The 16,656-nt window shown below is 40.8% G+C and carries 15 protein-coding genes; 7 read left to right on the top strand and 8 right to left on the bottom strand.

From position 1 onward, the window contains the following. Positions 1-44: 44 nt before the first annotated feature. Positions 45-1,076, bottom strand: coding sequence for a LysM peptidoglycan-binding domain-containing protein (locus tag FC093_RS18475; RefSeq protein WP_137263294.1), 1,032 nt, complete (start codon positions 1,074-1,076; stop codon positions 45-47). A gap of 37 nt (positions 1,077-1,113) precedes the next feature. After that, complete coding sequence (locus FC093_RS18470; protein WP_137263293.1) at positions 1,114-2,505, bottom strand: methyltransferase RsmF C-terminal domain-like protein; 1,392 nt, start codon at positions 2,503-2,505, stop codon at positions 1,114-1,116. A 165-nt stretch (positions 2,506-2,670) separates the two neighbouring features. Here FC093_RS18470 and FC093_RS18465 point away from each other — a divergent pair, with 165 nt between their 5' ends. Beyond that, a complete protein-coding gene (locus tag FC093_RS18465; protein ID WP_137263292.1) occupies positions 2,671-3,177 on the top strand; it encodes a pyridoxamine 5'-phosphate oxidase family protein in 507 nt (168 codons plus the stop codon). A 332-nt stretch (positions 3,178-3,509) separates the two neighbouring features. On the opposite strand, the gene FC093_RS18460 is transcribed toward FC093_RS18465, so the two are convergent. Both FC093_RS18460 and FC093_RS18455 read right to left on the bottom strand, forming a co-directional pair. Then, positions 3,510-3,929 carry an acyl-CoA thioesterase gene (locus FC093_RS18460; RefSeq protein WP_137263291.1) on the bottom strand — a complete coding sequence of 140 codons (420 nt, stop codon included), beginning with the start codon at positions 3,927-3,929 and terminating at the stop codon, positions 3,510-3,512. A gap of 174 nt (positions 3,930-4,103) precedes the next feature. Next, on the bottom strand, positions 4,104-4,544 hold the full coding sequence (locus tag FC093_RS18455; protein WP_170971149.1) for a YybH family protein: 441 nt from the start codon (positions 4,542-4,544) through the stop codon (positions 4,104-4,106). 312 nt (positions 4,545-4,856) lie between these two features. Between FC093_RS18455 and FC093_RS18450 the strand changes: the two genes are divergently transcribed. From FC093_RS18450 to FC093_RS18440, 3 genes are all read left to right on the top strand, one after another. Then, positions 4,857-6,398, top strand: a complete 1,542-nt coding sequence (locus tag FC093_RS18450) for a sulfatase family protein (protein ID WP_137263289.1) — start codon at positions 4,857-4,859, stop codon at positions 6,396-6,398. Positions 6,399-6,632: 234 nt separating this feature from the next. Next, positions 6,633-7,298 (top strand): flavin reductase family protein, encoded by a 666-nt coding sequence (locus tag FC093_RS18445; protein ID WP_137263288.1) that lies wholly within the window; start codon positions 6,633-6,635, stop codon positions 7,296-7,298. 399 nt (positions 7,299-7,697) lie between these two features. Beyond that, a complete protein-coding gene (locus FC093_RS18440; protein ID WP_137263287.1) occupies positions 7,698-9,551 on the top strand; it encodes a hypothetical protein in 1,854 nt (617 codons plus the stop codon). Positions 9,552-9,726: 175 nt separating this feature from the next. Here FC093_RS18440 and FC093_RS18435 read toward each other — a convergent pair whose 3' ends face one another. Continuing rightward, positions 9,727-9,888, bottom strand: coding sequence for a hexameric tyrosine-coordinated heme protein (locus FC093_RS18435; RefSeq protein ID WP_206106620.1), 162 nt, complete (start codon positions 9,886-9,888; stop codon positions 9,727-9,729). A gap of 381 nt (positions 9,889-10,269) precedes the next feature. Continuing rightward, entirely contained in the window at positions 10,270-10,851 is a 582-nt protein-coding gene (locus tag FC093_RS18430; RefSeq protein ID WP_137263286.1) for a hypothetical protein, read from the bottom strand. A 187-nt stretch (positions 10,852-11,038) separates the two neighbouring features. On the opposite strand from FC093_RS18430, the gene FC093_RS18425 reads away from it, so the two are divergent. Beyond that, positions 11,039-11,743 carry a GNAT family N-acetyltransferase gene (locus FC093_RS18425; protein ID WP_137263285.1) on the top strand — a complete coding sequence of 235 codons (705 nt, stop codon included), beginning with the start codon at positions 11,039-11,041 and terminating at the stop codon, positions 11,741-11,743. Positions 11,744-12,047: 304 nt separating this feature from the next. Continuing rightward, a complete protein-coding gene (locus FC093_RS18420; protein ID WP_137263284.1) occupies positions 12,048-12,596 on the top strand; it encodes a hypothetical protein in 549 nt (182 codons plus the stop codon). Between the two features lie 242 nt (positions 12,597-12,838). On the opposite strand, the gene FC093_RS18415 is transcribed toward FC093_RS18420, so the two are convergent. Next, positions 12,839-13,726 (bottom strand): dienelactone hydrolase family protein, encoded by an 888-nt coding sequence (locus FC093_RS18415; RefSeq protein WP_137263283.1) that lies wholly within the window; start codon positions 13,724-13,726, stop codon positions 12,839-12,841. A gap of 151 nt (positions 13,727-13,877) precedes the next feature. After that, a complete protein-coding gene (gene bla, locus FC093_RS18410; RefSeq protein WP_137263282.1) occupies positions 13,878-14,780 on the bottom strand; it encodes a subclass B3 metallo-beta-lactamase in 903 nt (300 codons plus the stop codon). A gap of 369 nt (positions 14,781-15,149) precedes the next feature. Between bla and FC093_RS18405 the strand changes: the two genes are divergently transcribed. Further along, positions 15,150-16,433 carry a Gfo/Idh/MocA family protein gene (locus FC093_RS18405; protein ID WP_137263281.1) on the top strand — a complete coding sequence of 428 codons (1,284 nt, stop codon included), beginning with the start codon at positions 15,150-15,152 and terminating at the stop codon, positions 16,431-16,433. The last annotated feature ends 223 nt before the right edge of the window (positions 16,434-16,656 follow it).

Below are 16,656 nucleotides of genomic sequence, written 5' to 3'. Positions count from 1 at the left end.
TAATGAATTCGGAACCTTTTTCTTTGCGCTTCAGCGGTAAAAAACTATTGAAAATAAGTAACCGTAACATTAAATTTTTCATCCGAAATATTCAATGCAGCAGCAGTTGCTGTGCTAATACGAAAATCCAAACCATCATTTTCTTTTTGCGTGCCTAAGCTCCATAATACTTTTGCATACACCACATTATTATCATTAGTAACTTTTACAATAGAACCTGGTGGCGCATCATTCATCAGTATATAAAATTTCTTATCTGCCCAGCCACTTGCTGATTTAAAAGTCATGGCAGCGCCGGTTTTGGTTTGCTCGCTTCTGCCTTCTACATTTTGTTTGAACTGGGCGGTAAAAAAGCCCTCTTTAGGCGCTACTGTGGTGCTCGCAAAAGCCGGTTGTGCCACTTGTGAAGTAGTATTACTGCTTGTTGTTATTGGCGTATTGCTTTGTTTTTGCACGGGTGTTGCCGGTAAAGAAGTCGCATTATCAGCCGGAGCAGTATTTGTAACCGGCGTTTGTTTTGGTTGAACAGGAGGTGCTTGCTGCGTATTAGTTGCCGGCTGCTGTGCAGTAGTTGCAGGTGCCGTTTCTGCTCTTGTTTTTGCCGGAGCAGATGGTGGTGGTGTACCATCGCTTATCTGCAATACTTGTCCAACCTTTATTTCACCTGCATTGGTAAGATGGTTTAAAGACATCAGCTTTTCTACAGAGACATTGTATGTTTTACTGATGCGATACAACGACTCACCACTTTGCACCGTATGTGTAAGTGCTTCTTTGTTGGTTGTTGATACAGCAGCAGTTTGTGTTTTTGCCGGCGTAGTCGTAGCTCGCTGTACTGGTTCGGAGGTTGCCGGAATTTTTATTTTCTCACCAATTTTCAGTTTACTGTCTGCATGCATATCATTGAGGCGCATAATATCGCCTACAGTGGTGTGATACTCTTTTGCCAGCCCGCTTAAACTTTCGCCGGCGGCAATGGTATGAAGTGTGTAAGCGGCGGTTTGTGCCTGCACCGATGCACCTAAAAACAACATAAATAATACAGTATATACTGCACGAAAAATCCCTTGTTTCATAACGTCAAAAGAAGTAATTTTTTAGAACGGGATAAAGTTAATTTTTTAAAATTCTCCACTCGGCGGGATAGTAATTATTTATACGGTTCGGTAAAACTTTCATCCAGCCCAATGGTAATCCACAATAAGCTGCCAGTTGCCAGCCTTTAGTTAAAGTGTGTGTATCTATGGCTATATCTTTCTTTTGCAAATATTGAATAGCCTGTTCTTTAGTAAAGCTTGTTTTTGTTAACTGCTCACTTAATATAGTGCTTAACGCTAAAGCAGGATGCGGTATTATGTCCTTCCCCTTTATATTGCCCAGCAGCGTGCCCGCACTTTTGATGTACAGTTGTTTTTGCAAAAAAGCAACATCCTGATGCCATGCTTCAGGTATGGCTATTGCAGTTTCTTTTTGTTTAAATAAATACAATTGTTCCGCCTTGTACAGCCAGGGCAGCCACAAACTTTCTTCTGCTTTGGATAAAGCAGGCAATTTGTTGCTTGGTGCAAAAAAATGTTCCCCATCCAATTTAATAAATGCAGCTATGAAAAAGCCTTCCCCTTTTACTTTATCAGGATAGAAACGGTAACCACGTGCATTATGTTCTGGTGAAATCGTTTCTATAATATTCCACTCTTCAGACAGTTGGAGCGATATGGGTGAAAGTTGAAAATTATCCATCATCCAGTCCAGTATGGCTTCATCTTCCTGCGGTGAGTAAGAGCAGGTAGAATAAATAAGCAATCCGTTTTGTTTTAAACAGGCATACGCATCGGCTATAATCCGCTGCTGGCGCTGGCTGCATAGTACAACGGCTTCTTCGCTCCATTCACTGATCGCATCAGCATCTTTCCTGAACAAGCCACTGCCACTGCATGGTGCATCTATCACCATTACATCAAAATAATTTTGTAACCGCTGAAAATGGCTTGGATCATTATTCGTAACAACAACATTGGGATAACCCCACTTGGTTATATTTTCTACCAAAATATTTGCCCGAGATTTAATCACTTCATTGGCTACTACCAAACCATCTTTAAAATAAGAAGCGAGCAAGGTACTCTTTCCACCGGGTGCAGCGCAAAGGTCCAGCACTTTTAAACTTGAAGCCTGGCTGCCAAGGGTTTGTTGCAATACCTGCCACAGAAACATGCTGCTGGCTTCCTGCACATAATACAATCCTGCATGAAAAAGCGGGTCAAAAGTAAAAGAAGGCCGCTCGCTTAGGTATTGACCGTATGGACACCAGGGAACAGCATCGGCTATTGGTAGTTGTAAGTCATTAACTGAATATTGCTTACTAAACCTGGAATATTTAGCAGGATTGAAACGGATGGATGTTACTTTTTCTGCTGATACATGAGCTTGAATAAATGCAGCTTCATCAAAGCCGTTGACGCTTTGCAAAGATTGAATAAGTGAATGTGGCAGTACCTGGGGCAAACTTATTGTATTTAGCAAAGCGCCAAAACTACTGCATTATAAATAAACTGTTATTGCCTGATTAATTCAGTGACTCATCCTCATAAGCAGCAAGATTAACCCACCCGTTTATTAAATAATAAATTACTGGCACATATTTAGAAGATACACCAAAAAATATTTTTTATGGGAGATAAACAAAACCTTTCTAATCAGGATGCTGTTAAGAAAATGAAAGACCTGGCGGAGGAAGTAAAAATATGTATGTTTTGCACTTACGATGCACAACAGGTAATGCAAACAGCCCCCATGAGTGCAAACCAAATAGATGATGATGGCACCTTTTGGTTTTTAAGTGCTAAGGATAGTACACGCAACAGGGATATACAAGCTAATAGCACTACCGACCTGATTTTTGCCCAGCCGAGTAAAGAAAACTATTTATCGGTACATGGTAAAAGTGAAATAGTGTACGATAAGCAAAAGATAGCTGATTTGTGGAATCCTATTGTAAAAACATGGTTTACCGGGGGTAAAGATGATCCCAACATCAGCATCATTAAGTTTACGCCCGATGAAGCGTATTACTGGGATACAAAGCATGGAAAAATGGTATCTTTCTTAAAGATTGTAGCAGGCGCTGTTTTGGGCAAAACTATGGACGATGGCATTCAGGGCAAATTGAAAGTATGAGAGAAGTATAGCAATTCGCAACTAAAAGCAGGAGCGGGGCACAGGCATGATAACAGATTGCATTTGCCCCATATTTTTATTTAATTTAGCGTAGCCTGTTATTCCTGTATTTATACTAAACAACAATCGTTATGGGAAATATACGACCAGACTACGGGTTTTACGCACTCATTATTGTCATCATTGCAGTGCTTGTTTTTATGCGCTGGAAGAAACGCCGTGATGAAAGGAGAAGGAGACAGTAAAAGATGTACAATTGCTAATGAAAGCTTTGTTGTAACAGGGCTTCCAATGGAGGGCCCAAGGGTACATAAGAGCTGCTATTTATTATTTCAAATAGAATACTTCTCCATCATTGCTGCGGTTATAGTAGCACTTCTTCCTGTTTTTATATCAATCATTACATAGTCAAACCAACCATCGCAGCACAGTTTGTTAGTCTTTTTATTTACAATATCAAATTCTACCCTGCATCCTGTTGCTTGTAATGTAACGATGCCGGTTGTTACCAAAAAAGTATCGCCTAACGTTAGTGGACGCTTGTAATCCATATAAGCTGTTTTCACTACCCAGCCATATCCTTGCTGCAAAAATTCCTCCATAGACATGCCGTAGTATTGTTGCATTTGCTCATACCGGGCAGCCAGTACATAATCAAAGTAAATGCTGTTATGCACATGGTTAAACATATCAATATCATCCGGGCGTACCCTGAGCTCTGTAGTAAAACGGCTATATTTATTTTGTTCCATTCAAACCTTTTTGGAAAATGACAGGATAAAATTGTTACTGCTATTGTTAACATTTTTCATCAGCTAATCGGCATTTGTGGATGAAGAACAGCAGCAACCGGAGACTTAAAATTATATACTTACAAATGAAGGCAAGCAAAATTGAAATTCTGTTAAAATGAAATAATAACACGGCTAAAACGGGGTGGTAACGATGTGTTTTATCTTCCAGCCTTCGCCATCTATCCATTTCCATTTACACGTAAAGTTACCCATTGCTTTTGCGGTATCATTCTTTGTATCTACGTTGCGCTGGATATACGTGCCTTGTTGCAATGCAGAATCGCCACGAATTTGGATATTATTGGTAACAGAAGATTGCTCAATGACTTTGAACCTGGTAATCTGCGACAAAAATTGCCGGATGTTTTCTCTGCCAGTTGCTGCGTTGCCTAGTTTACCATCCGGCGTAAAAGCCTGTGCAATAGCTGCAGGGTCTTGTTTTACTATCAACGAATCGTAGTTGTTCATAGCTTGCTCTATCTCCTCCTTTGTATGCTGCCGCCGGGTGCACGATAAAACAAAAAGTATAAGTAATGAAAAACAACAGAGAGAACGGCTTATGTTCAATTTCATAATAAATAGTTTTATGCGTTTGCAGCGAGGTATGCAATATAATGGTTGCATCTGTTTTACTAAAGTATTTCCTGCATTTGCAGTAAGGATGTTTATTCTTTCAACCTCCTGTACCTGATATGTTAGATTGTTGCATAGTAAAGAATAATATATTTATCCGGTTATTACGCTTATAAAATTGGATAATATTGATGTAACCAAATGCCTTGTGACTACCACAATGTGCCTTAGCTTGCGCATTATAAGAGAAGAAAATTAGGACAGCAGGATAACGGATCTTTCTCAGTTACAAAATCAGTAAATAACTACAACATGAAGTTCCATTTCTTAGTGATGTTTGTATGTACTACATTGTTTGTTGCAGCACAGCAAAAACCTAATATTGTCATTATTATCTCAGACGACCATGCCTATCAGGCTATCAGTGCGTATGGGAGCAAACTGACCAAAACGCCCAATATTGACCGCATTGCGCACGAAGGTGTTTTATTCAAAAAAGCTTATGTTACCAACTCTATTTGCGGACCAAGCCGCGCCGTATTATTGACTGGTAAATACAGCAATAAAAACGGGTTTAAGGACAACGAAAACTCCAGCTTTGATGGCAGCCAGAATACATTTATTAAAGAGCTGCGTAAAAGCGGTTATCTCACTGCGTGGATCGGTAAATGGCATCTCGAAACGCAGCCGCAGGGTTTTGATTACTGGCAAATATTACCCGGACAGGGACAATATTACAATCCCGATTTTTTAACAATGGATGGCGGACAAAAAAAGACAGCAGGATATGTAACCAATGTTATAGAAGATGTAGCTGAAGACTGGCTGAACCAACGCGATACTGCTAAGCCTTTTTGCCTTGTTATTGGTCATAAAGCTACGCACCGCGTCTGGCTGCCCGATACCAGTGATATGGGTATGTTTGATTCCATCAACTTTCCGCTGCCAGGCAACTTTTATGATAATTACGCAGGCAGGGAAGCAGCCAAAGTGCAGGATATGACCATTGCCAATACTATGATCATGGGGTATGACCTTAAAATGTTTTCTACCGAAAAGGAGGAAAATGGAGATGGAAATATTAAACGCATGAACCCGGCACAACGTGCGAAATTCGATGCGTATTATCAACCTATTTACCAGGATTTTAAAGCCCGTCATCTTACCGGCAATGCACTTTCCGAATGGAAATATCAGCGGTATATGCGGGATTATTTAAGTACTGCTGCTTCGCTCGACCGCAATATTGGGCGCACATTGGATTACCTTGATAAACATAACCTAACTAACAATACAATTGTTATTTATATATCCGATCAGGGATTTTATTTGGGCGAACATGGCTGGTTCGATAAGCGCTGGATGTACGAAGAATCGTTTCGCACACCCCTGATGATGCGCTATCCCGGTGTAGTTCAATCAGGTATGGTCAACAGCGAATTTGTAATGAATGTGGATGTTGCACCTACATTGCTGGATGCAGCCGGCGTAGCCATACCAAAGGACATGCAGGGCGAATCGTTTTTGCCGTTGCTAACAGATGTAAATGCCAAAGGGCGCGAGGCCATGTATTATCATTATTATGAAAACGGTGAACACAAAGTATCGCCGCATTTTGGTATTAAAACAAAACAGTACAAGCTCATTCGTTTTTACAAAAGGGTAAATAGTTGGGAACTGTACGACCTGAAAAAAGACCCTAATGAAATGCACAATATTTTCAACCAAAAAAAATATGAAAAAATAGAAAGTGACTTGCATCATCAGCTATTACAATTAATAAATAAATATGATGACGATGATGCCCGGCAGGTACTAAAAATTAAATTAGCAATGGAGCCGCAAAGCTTTTAGTATATTTTTATTGAATATCTTTCTGTGGCTTTTGTGGCTCGGGTAATGAAAATTGCGGAAGCACACCTCGACATATAACTACAATTTGGAGTATGCATTTTCAACTACTTCCAAATGGTGGTTCTTCCCATATTATGTATGTTTTGCAGTATTGCTTAACCTTGAAGAACAAGAGCAAGATTCGGGTTGTATAGCGTATAACTAAAAAGCAATTTTGTTCTAAATATTTTTCTTATGCACAAAATTGTTCAACCCGCTATTTTGTATTTTGGAACACCGGTAATTTTAATAAGCACTATTAACCAGGATGGCTCGTATAATCTTGCCCCGATATCTTCGGCGTTCTGGCTTGGTTGGCGCTGCATGATAGGTATAAGTGCCTTTTCAAAAACAACTGAGAATATTATTCGCACGCGTGAATGTGTGCTTAACCTGCCTTCGGAAGAACAAGTGGCGTCAGTAAACTACCTTGCACGTACAACAGGTTCCAACCCTGTGCCCGAAGGGAAAAGGTTGAAAGGTTACAGGTACGAACCAGACAAATTTGATGTTGCCGGTGTTACGGCTACGACTGCCACTAAGGTAAAAGCGCCGCTGGTGCAGGAATGTCCTGTGCAACTGGAGGCAAAGCTGATTGCGATACACAAGCTTGCAGCAGATGATGTTTTGCAAAACGGTCGCATATTAACGATGGAATTGAAAATTGTTTGCGTACATACAGCACCATCTATTTTAATGGATGGATGCACAAACAGGATAGATCCGGATAAATGGCGACCGCTTATTATGAGCTTTCAAAAATTTTATGGTCTTAGTAACCAAATCCATTATTCAACGTTGGCAGAGATACCAGAAAATTTATACACAACGCCTGATATTGAGGAAGCTAAAATGGTATAAATTATAAGTAAAGCCTTTTCTTCTCTGCACGGCATCCTTTCGTTCCCATAAAGTCTCATGCGGTGTAACAAAAGCCTTGAAATGAAGAACCCATGAGAAATAAAAGTCAGATAGTTTGCTTTTCAAAATTTAATGTTTTCAACTTACAATGCCATAGCTGTTGCAATTTCCATTAGCGCTTCGTGCAATTAGCTAAAGAAGAAGACATAGCGGGAAGAATATACGCCTGAGCGTTTTTCTTTACTAATAAAGGTGAAAGCCGTTTGATTATTATCGCAGCATCTGCAAAAAGGATTAATGTGGCATAACAGAAACGAACCTAATACAACACATCATATAAAGAAAAATTTGGAAGTAAGCTCAAAATGAAGCTTTTTTGCAAAAGCAACCGAAACCATTATGATGAGATCTCTTTTCTTTAGCCTTGCCGCATTTTTTTTCCTGTTGTTTACTGTGTTGTCCTGTCAAAAGGAAAGCTCTTTTGAAAGCGACGCGTCCATGGGTTCCTTACAATCAGATTCAACGGGTGAGTGTCTGCCATCAGCCATAAACGGTATTTATATAGCAGATTCCGCGCTTGTTGATACTGCAAATTATATTACTCTGCAGGCAGAGATTACCAAAGCAGGTAAGTATACCATTTCTTCTGATACTGTTAATGGCATTTATTTCAGAAGTGTGGGTCACGTAAATACATTAGGACTTGTTACATTCCAGGCAGCAGGGCACGGAACGCCCATTGCTACCGGCACATTCATACTACATGTAACGTATGGTACTACCACCTGTGCCAAAGAAATCACCGTAATCAGCAGCGGCACTCCCGGCAACACCACTTCGGTATATACCGTAGCTGATGCAAACGGAAACTGCCCCACACCGGAATTTGGCGGAACTTATCAGGCTGGTGTTGCATTAGATGCATCCAATACGCTTGCCTTTGATGTACAGGTAACCACACCGGGTACTTATGCTTTCAACATAGCCACTGATAATGGTATTGCTTTTACAGGCAATGGTACCTTTGCTACTACTGGTACGCAGCATATAGTTTTGCAGGGATTGGGTACACCGCAAACGGAGGGCGATATAACGGTGACAGTAGGAACCTGCGATTTTACACTAACAATTACCCCCAACAATTTGCCCGATGCCGTTTTTGCGTTGAACTGTGGCACTGCAAAACTGAGCGGAACTTACATGGCAGGCACACCAATGACTACGCAAAACACGGTAACTGTTTCTGCAACTGTTACTAAAGCAGGTAAGTATTCATTGTCAACAACGGCTGCTAACGGGGTAACTTTTACCGGAACCGGAACGTTTGCTGCTGCCTCCTCCACGCCGCAAACAGTTACTTTAACAGCCACCGGAACACCCGTGGCAGCGGAAACAACGACTTTCAATCTTTCAGGCAATGGTGTTACTTGTTCTTTTCCGGTAACCTTTGAGGCTGCGCCTGTTGCTGCCGTATTTACTTTAGGTGGCGCGCCAAACGCCTGTACCAACACAACGATAAATGGCATTTATACTTCGGGAGCTGTCTTAAACAGTGCTAATAGTGTAGATATTACAGTGGATGTGACTTCGGTTGGCACATATATCATTGCTACCACTGAAGTGAATGGAATGAGCTTTTCAGCGTCAGGGTCCTTTACTAAAACAGGCTTGCAAACTGTAACATTACAAGCCAGCGGTACACCCGCAGTCAGTGGCACCTTCACTTTTACGCCGATTGTCGGCACGTCTTCCTGCTCTTTTGAAGTGAACGTGGTGGATGTGCCTGTTGTAGCCGGAACTTATACCTGTAAAATAGATGGCGTGTTTACCGCTTTCAACAACAGAGCGAAAGCTACAAACGAACCGGATTTGAGTGGTGCTCAGCAATTGTATCTTGATGGTTTTACTGCACCTGCCAACGGAGAAAACATTCCTGAACTGCAGATATTTATTACAAAAACAGATGGAAGCAGTGTAACTGCCGGCACTTACGATGAAAAGCATTATATACCACCTGGTACTTATCGCATAGAAGTAGATTATAAGGCAGTAAATGCAGATCATTCTGTTACTATCTGGAATACCAGCAGTAATTTTCTTACCACCAATCCGCCTTTTACAATTATTGTTACCAGCATTACTGCTACCCGTGTAAAAGGAACCTTCAGTGGCAAGCTTACGAATATAGTAGAAGGAAGCACAGGCACAAAAACAATAACAGAAGGTGTATTTGATTTACCAATTGTGGATTAAATATTCTTTTGTGCGATGTACGTTGGCTGGTAAAAATTATGAAAGGACATATTTCTACTTTGCAAAGTCTTCCATCGGAAGACCTTGCAAAGTAGCTACTTATGGGTAGCCCAACCAACCTATATTCGGTTTTGAAGAATTCTCCAATTACTAAAATGCGATTATAGTAGTTTAGTTATTTTCTCCAATAATTATTTGCAGCAGCTATTGTAGCAAATTCAACCGCAACAGTCTGACTAATAACAATCAGCATGGCAGCGTCTTCAGAATATACAGCTCTCAGCCTTTCCCGTACGGCCGCATCTGGTTGTGTAGCTTTAATGGTTAGTCTTGCCATTTTATAGCCAGTTGTCTTCCTCCTTCGGGAGAGGCTTTTAAAAGAGAATTGTCGGGAACTAATTGAGTTGTTTCTGGCATAGGTTTAATTTTGTTTTATTGTGAAGGAATATATTAAATAGCTTTAAACCGGTGATGAATTTTTTACAAAGGCTTCCTCAATAGAATTTTTAAAGCGACAATATGATCAAAACAGTATGATTAAAATAGTCAATTTTCTTTTTATTCTTGTTTTTCATATCACAGCCAATGCGCAGCATACAATGCGGTTAGGCCATTCTGATTCGGCTGGTGCTTTTTAAGATATTGAACCGGGGCACCATTGTTGGAATTTACACTATAGTTTCTGTTAATTGTATTCCCTTTTGAAAAACAACCAAACTTATCCTTTTATATATGCTTTACTCAAATCTTCGATATTCACTTTCTTTAATTTATCGTAGTCGGTATCTTTTATTGTTTTATAAAGCGCATACGTTTTACCATTCCATCTATACACCGGAAATTCCATACCTGGACCGCCAATTAATAAATCCGGATAGCCTTGATTAGAGGTCGCCAATACATCCGGAACAGTACCCGGAAAATTCAGATGCGGTGTATAACTTCCTGCCGTACTTGGTATAAACAGCACAATGCTGGAGCCGGTATTACCTGAGGTAAAAGCGTTGCCGTAAGATATAAAAATCTCCTCTTTACCGTCCTTGTTTATATCGGTTGGCAATACGGTTGCCGCAAACGGATAATCTTTGCTCTCCTTATCCTGTGCAAAAGGCTGTTCTTCATTTCCCGATAAAACAAAGCCGAGTTTTTCAGCAATACTGTTTTGCGCTGTTACAGTTAGTTTTGTTTGTATGTTTTTGAATAAGGCGGCAGCAACGGGAGTTAATTTATTTTCCTGTTGTGCAAACATTTGAGAGCAATAGCTCAGTAATAAGAGTGGAATAATAAACAGGTATTTCATAGCAGGTAGGTTTATGAATAAGGTAATGGCTGTAATTTACATAAAAGAATTGTACGCTTCTTTAAATCGTTTCTTATGTTCTTGGGTACACTGCGTTACTATCCCGAAAAACGTGAAAGAAATACACCATCCTGTTTTGTAATATTGTGGCCTTTTTTACAAACCAGTCGGCTTCCTATTAAAAATCATGACACCTGTATTGGATAATCCTGTCTGGCACGCATTAATTTCGGGCAATAAAGCTTTAGCGTTGGGTACAGATACTGTAAAAGTTTTTCCAAAAGAAATTTCTCCTATTGTAGGGTTACAAGAGTACACTACAGCCAATTTCAATATACTGTATGATATAACTTCTTTTGATCGGACTATTGTTCTCTTTTCGGCAGAAGACCAGGTCATTCCTGATTCCTGGAGGGTTTTGCACCGTATAAGTGGCTTGCAGATGGTGTATGCCGGCTCACCTCTGCCGGAGCTCCGGGATGATGAAGAAATTATATCCTTAACAGATGAACATATTTCGCAGATGCTGCTGTTAACTAAACTTACCAATCCTGGTCCTTTTGCTGCACGAACTATTGATTTCGGTTATTATCAAGGTATTTTAAAAGACGGTGAGTTGGTAGCTATGGCAGGGCAGCGTTTACATCTATACAACTATGCAGAAATTAGTGCGGTTTGTACCCATCCTCATCATACAGGAAAGGGTTATGCAAGGCAACTGCTCTTGCGCCAGATGTACCGCATGTTGGCAGCAGGAAACACTCCTTTTCTGCATGTAAGAAATGAGAACAGCAGGGCAATCAATGTGTATAAAAACATAGGATTTGAAACAAGGAAGGAAATGTACTTTTTTGTTTTAAAGAAAAATGATAACGCAAATGCCAGCCTGTAAGTAAGTGTATAAGATACGGTGAACAGTTCCGGATACAGCGGGTAATAAAAACATAGCTATAAATAAAAGCAGATTGAAATCCTGCTATATTTTACGCCGGTATGTGCCTTGAAGAATATGCCAACAGGCCGTTAAAAACAACCTGATAGGCATCACAGCATCTGCTTAGACAAAAATACCAAAGTACTAACAGAGGACCAGCAATTCATATTATAAAAAGCTCACTTCATGCAAGTATCACTTTAATTAGCCTTACAGCCGTTGTAAGTTTGCCTTTAATAACTAAACCCAAATCATTAAACCCATGAAAAAGAACATTCTTTTAGCTACTTTGTTATTGGTAGCGCTCTTTACAGGTACAGGCTGTAAAAAAGACCATACTCCTCCCGACATCCATTTTGATACGCCAGCCACGCCACCACCAACCGGTTTGCAAGGCACCTGGGCAAGCGGCTTTGCATCAATGCTCGAGCTATACGATGTGTACACCGGTAAAGTAGTAGGCCCGGCATGGAAAAGCGGTAAAGTTTTTTCATTTACTGCAGATGGCAAAAACGCAGAATTTTACTACACTATGGAGACTCAGTATATGCAGTCGGCCACCAAAGCTATAGGCACAATAGCATTTGATGAAGGCTCAACAGCAACAGAAGGGTCTTTTGTGTTTTATGCTGCCTGGGCACATTACAACGGATGGGGTACAACCACAGTAAACAGAGATGCTACTGAGGAAGAACTTTCCAATAATCTTACAGGCAGATATGCTTATAAAATGGATGGACAATGGCTTAGAATCTCGCCCGGTGAACCGCCTGCCGATCCGTATGCGAGCAGCTTCGAACCAATTAATTAACCTCTAACTTCTTACCGGTGCAGGCACACAGGTGCAGTAATGAATGCTGCATACTTGTGCCTGCACCGGTAATTATACCATTTTTAAATTGAGTTGTGGGGATTAATAAGATTACGCAACTAATTTATTTCTGTTGATTAGCCGAACTATCTACTTTGAAATGGTATAAGTTGATGATATAAATTTATTATGTATTCGTGCCTTCGTGGCACATTCTTAATTTATTTCAAATAGCGCTCTTCTTATTTCAGTTTTTCATTAAAAAAATCAATGGTACGTTGCCAGGCAAGTTCTGCAGCCGCTTTGTCGTAGCGGGGTGTCGTATCGTTATGAAAGCCATGGTTTACGTTGGGATATATGTAAGCAGTATATGTTTTGTTATTCGCTTTTAGAGCCGCCTCGTATGCCGGCCAACCTTCATTAACACGTGTATCCAATGCTGCATAGTGCAGGAGGAGCGGAGCTTGTATTTTAGGTACATCTTCGCTCGCCGGCTGACCGCCATAAAATGGAACAGCCGCCGATAAATCGGGGATTCGTACTGCCATCATATTGGCAATCCAACCGCCAAAGCAAAAACCTACCACACCCACTTTACCATTGCAATCTTTATGATTTTTAAGATAGTCGTATGCAGCTATGAAATCTTCCAGCATCTCATTTCTGTCCCGTTTACTTTGCAACTCCCTACCCTGATCGTCATTGCCGGGATAGCCACCTAATGGTGTTAATGCATCGGGAGCAATCGAAATAAATCCTGCCAGCGCGGCTCTTCTTGCTACGTCTTCAATGTGCGGATTTAATCCCCGGTTTTCATGAACCACTACTATGCCGCCAAGTTTTCCTTTCGCATCTGCAGGCATTGACAACAAGGCTTTGATAGTTCCACCGCCTTTAGGAGAAGGATAATTAACGTATGTTGATTGTAAACGGGGATCATCGTCTTTAATCTGGATGGCGCCCTGGTAATCAGGCATCAGAAAACTCATCAACGACGTTACCGTAATTCCTCCCACTGCATAGGCAGAAAGCTGTTGCACGAAGTTGCGCCTGTTAATGCGGTTATGTGCATAATCATCATACAGGTCAAATACTTCTTGTTTGATGTCTTCTTTTCTGATTTGGTTCATGTTGGTTTGTATGGGTGTTGAAATCAAATTTAAATCATTCCACGCTAATAAGTTTCTTTTTTGTAAAGCCTGCAAATTGTTGCAGCTATTTCATTCTATAGCTTTAGTGCTCCATTTAGGAGAAATTGCTATGGTGGGAAAGTTTTTATTTTTACTTCGTTACGCCAGCTTGCGTGCTATCTGCTGCCAGCTTCTCTTCATATTGCTGTTGTAGTTCGTTGAGTGCAGCATCATAGCCTTGCCTGTCTATAAAAGCCGCAGGCTGGTAGGCATCGCCGGGATGGTGTTTATCGTGCAGCTTAAACTGACTCGCATGCGATGCAAGCCATATATCAAACGAAATATCTTTCATTGCTTTTAATGTATAGGCATAGTCTTTTGCAATGTCTGGATAACTGGTTACCTCTGCAAATTTTTTCTCTGTAACAATTGTAGGCATGTTGGCGATAAGTATTTTATAAGATTGTTGATCATCTTTTACCGTAAACAAAAAACTACAAGAACCTTTGGTGTGGCCGGGATGGTGCAACATCATCAATTGCATATCTCCCAATTGGATGGTATCACCATTGTGCAATAAGCGATCTGCCCGTACAGGTTCAAAAGTGCTGCCATTGCCACCCAGTGCATAATCGGAGCTGCCGCCATCGGCCAATACAGCAGCATCTTTTTCATCCACCATCAATTGCGCACCGGTCGTCTTTTTAATAGCTGCCATAGCAGCTACATGATCGTAATGCGCTTGCGTGGTTAAGAGTATTTTAATGTCGGAAAACTTAAACCCAAGTGTCTCTATATTACTTTTTATCTGCTGTGCCGAAGCTGCAAGTCCGGTATTGATAAGTATATTTCCTTTTGGTGTTGTAATGAGGTAACATGCCAGGTCGTACGTGCCTACATAATATAGATTACCTGCGATTTTAAATGGAGGGTAAGGCTTCGACCATGTTGCATTGGTTACTCTTGGCTCTTCTACTCCTTGTGCTGCGACTGAAAAAGATGTGAATACAAATATTCCGGAAAGAGCAATTGTTGGTAATAGATGTTTAAACATATATTGGTGTAATTGAATGATAGCTGTAGTTCAAATGTATTGGTTTAGGGAATACACTTAGCTAAGTGATTCAGAACTTTGTAGTAATGGTTCATATGGCAAGTTTAATGGTGTGGACGCTTCTTCGCCACACTATCTCTTTGCATAACATTTATAGATTGAATACAGTGCATTACGCAGGAAGCATAAGACAATGAAGCGGCTACTCCTTTAAACCTTAATATGATTATCAACATAATTATAAACACTACCATACCTTTTGGATCTCTTTATATGTGCCGTAAAATGAAGTATCGTGGAGAAGAAAATATACAACTTTATCAGGTTTTTTATAACTTACCAACCTAAATAAAAATTCAACGATTGCTCATGAGTAACACATTAAACAGGAGACATTTTATAAAGCAGGGTGGCGCCGCTGCATTAAGTTTTGCATTCCTTCCGGCACTGGGTCGTACTATAGCGCCAAGCGATAAAGTAAGAGTAGCCCATATAGGTCTTGGCGGAATGGGCAACAACCACATGAAATGGTTTGCTGCTTTACCGGAGGCAGAGATTGTTGCGTTATGCGACGTGGATGAGGATCATTTAAACAGCACGTTTAAAACGCTGCAAACACTACAGCCCGGCACAAAAGCAGACCTGTATGGCGATTTCAGGCGTGTGCTTGACCGTAAAGACATTGATGCTATTACCTGTGCTACGCCCGACCACTGGCATGCGCAAATTGCCACCATGGCTTTCCAGGCAGGCAAAGATGTATATGGCGAAAAACCGCTTTCGTACGATATTGGCGAAGGGCAAATGATGCTTCGCAACCTGGATAAGCATAAACGGATTTTCCAGATGGGTACGCAAATTCATGCAGGCGATAACTACCATCGTGTGGTAGAAATCATCCGCTCGGGCGCAATAGGTAAAGTGCATACAGTGCGCTTGTGGAAAACAGGGCTTCCACCCGATTTAGGTCCGGCCCAAATACAAACTCCTCCAAAAACACTCAACTGGGATATGTGGCTCGGGCCTGCTCCTTATGCTGAATATACACCACAACGATGCCATTTTACTTACAGATACTTTCTGGACTATTCGGGCGGTGTGTTTGCAGATTTTTGGTGCCATATTGCCGATATTATGTACTGGTCTTTAGAACCTAAAAATCTGAAAACAGTGAGTGCAACAGGAGAGGCACCCAAGGGCATCAACGATGCGCCACTGTGGCTGGACGTGGACTACGAATTTGATGACCTTAATGTACACTGGACACATGTGCCACCCGATGTTCCCGGCGCTGCAGACCGTGGCATAGGCGCTTTTTTTGAAGGCGATAAGGGAACGCTGATTTGTGATTATGATACGCGTGAAATACGTATAGACGGCAAGGTATTGAATGATATACCCGAAGTGCCGAAAACCATTGTACGCTCACCGGGGCACCAGCAGAACTTTATTGATGCAGTTAAATCGCGCAAGCAGCCTGAATCGAACCTTGCTTATGCCCGCAAACTCACGCTGCCTATGCACCTTGGAATCATTTCTTATCGCTTAAACAGAAAGCTGAATTGGGATAGTGAAAAGGAGCGTTTTGTGAATGATAAAGAAGCCAATCAATATTTGCACCGGGAGTACCGAAAGGAATGGAAATTGGTTTGAGTGCTTGATATTATATTTATACATTCATATTTTATAAAGCCCTTGAGTTTATCTCAAAGGGCTTTTTTATTTTGTTTGCATGTGATATTTTTATCAGACTTTTTTGCTTAAAGTCTGTTTGAAAATATAAAGCGTATCGAGATAAATGTAGTTGTATCTAAAAGGCAGGTTTATAATCTGCCTTTTAGATACTTATGGTACATTGAAGTAATGCTTTGAAGAA

It is taken from the genome of Ilyomonas limi (assembly GCF_005233845.1).
In the GTDB taxonomy this organism is placed as follows: domain Bacteria; phylum Bacteroidota; class Bacteroidia; order Chitinophagales; family Chitinophagaceae; genus Ilyomonas; species Ilyomonas limi.
Note: the sequence above shows the minus strand (reverse complement) of the source record. Positions and strands in the feature narration are given on the sequence as shown.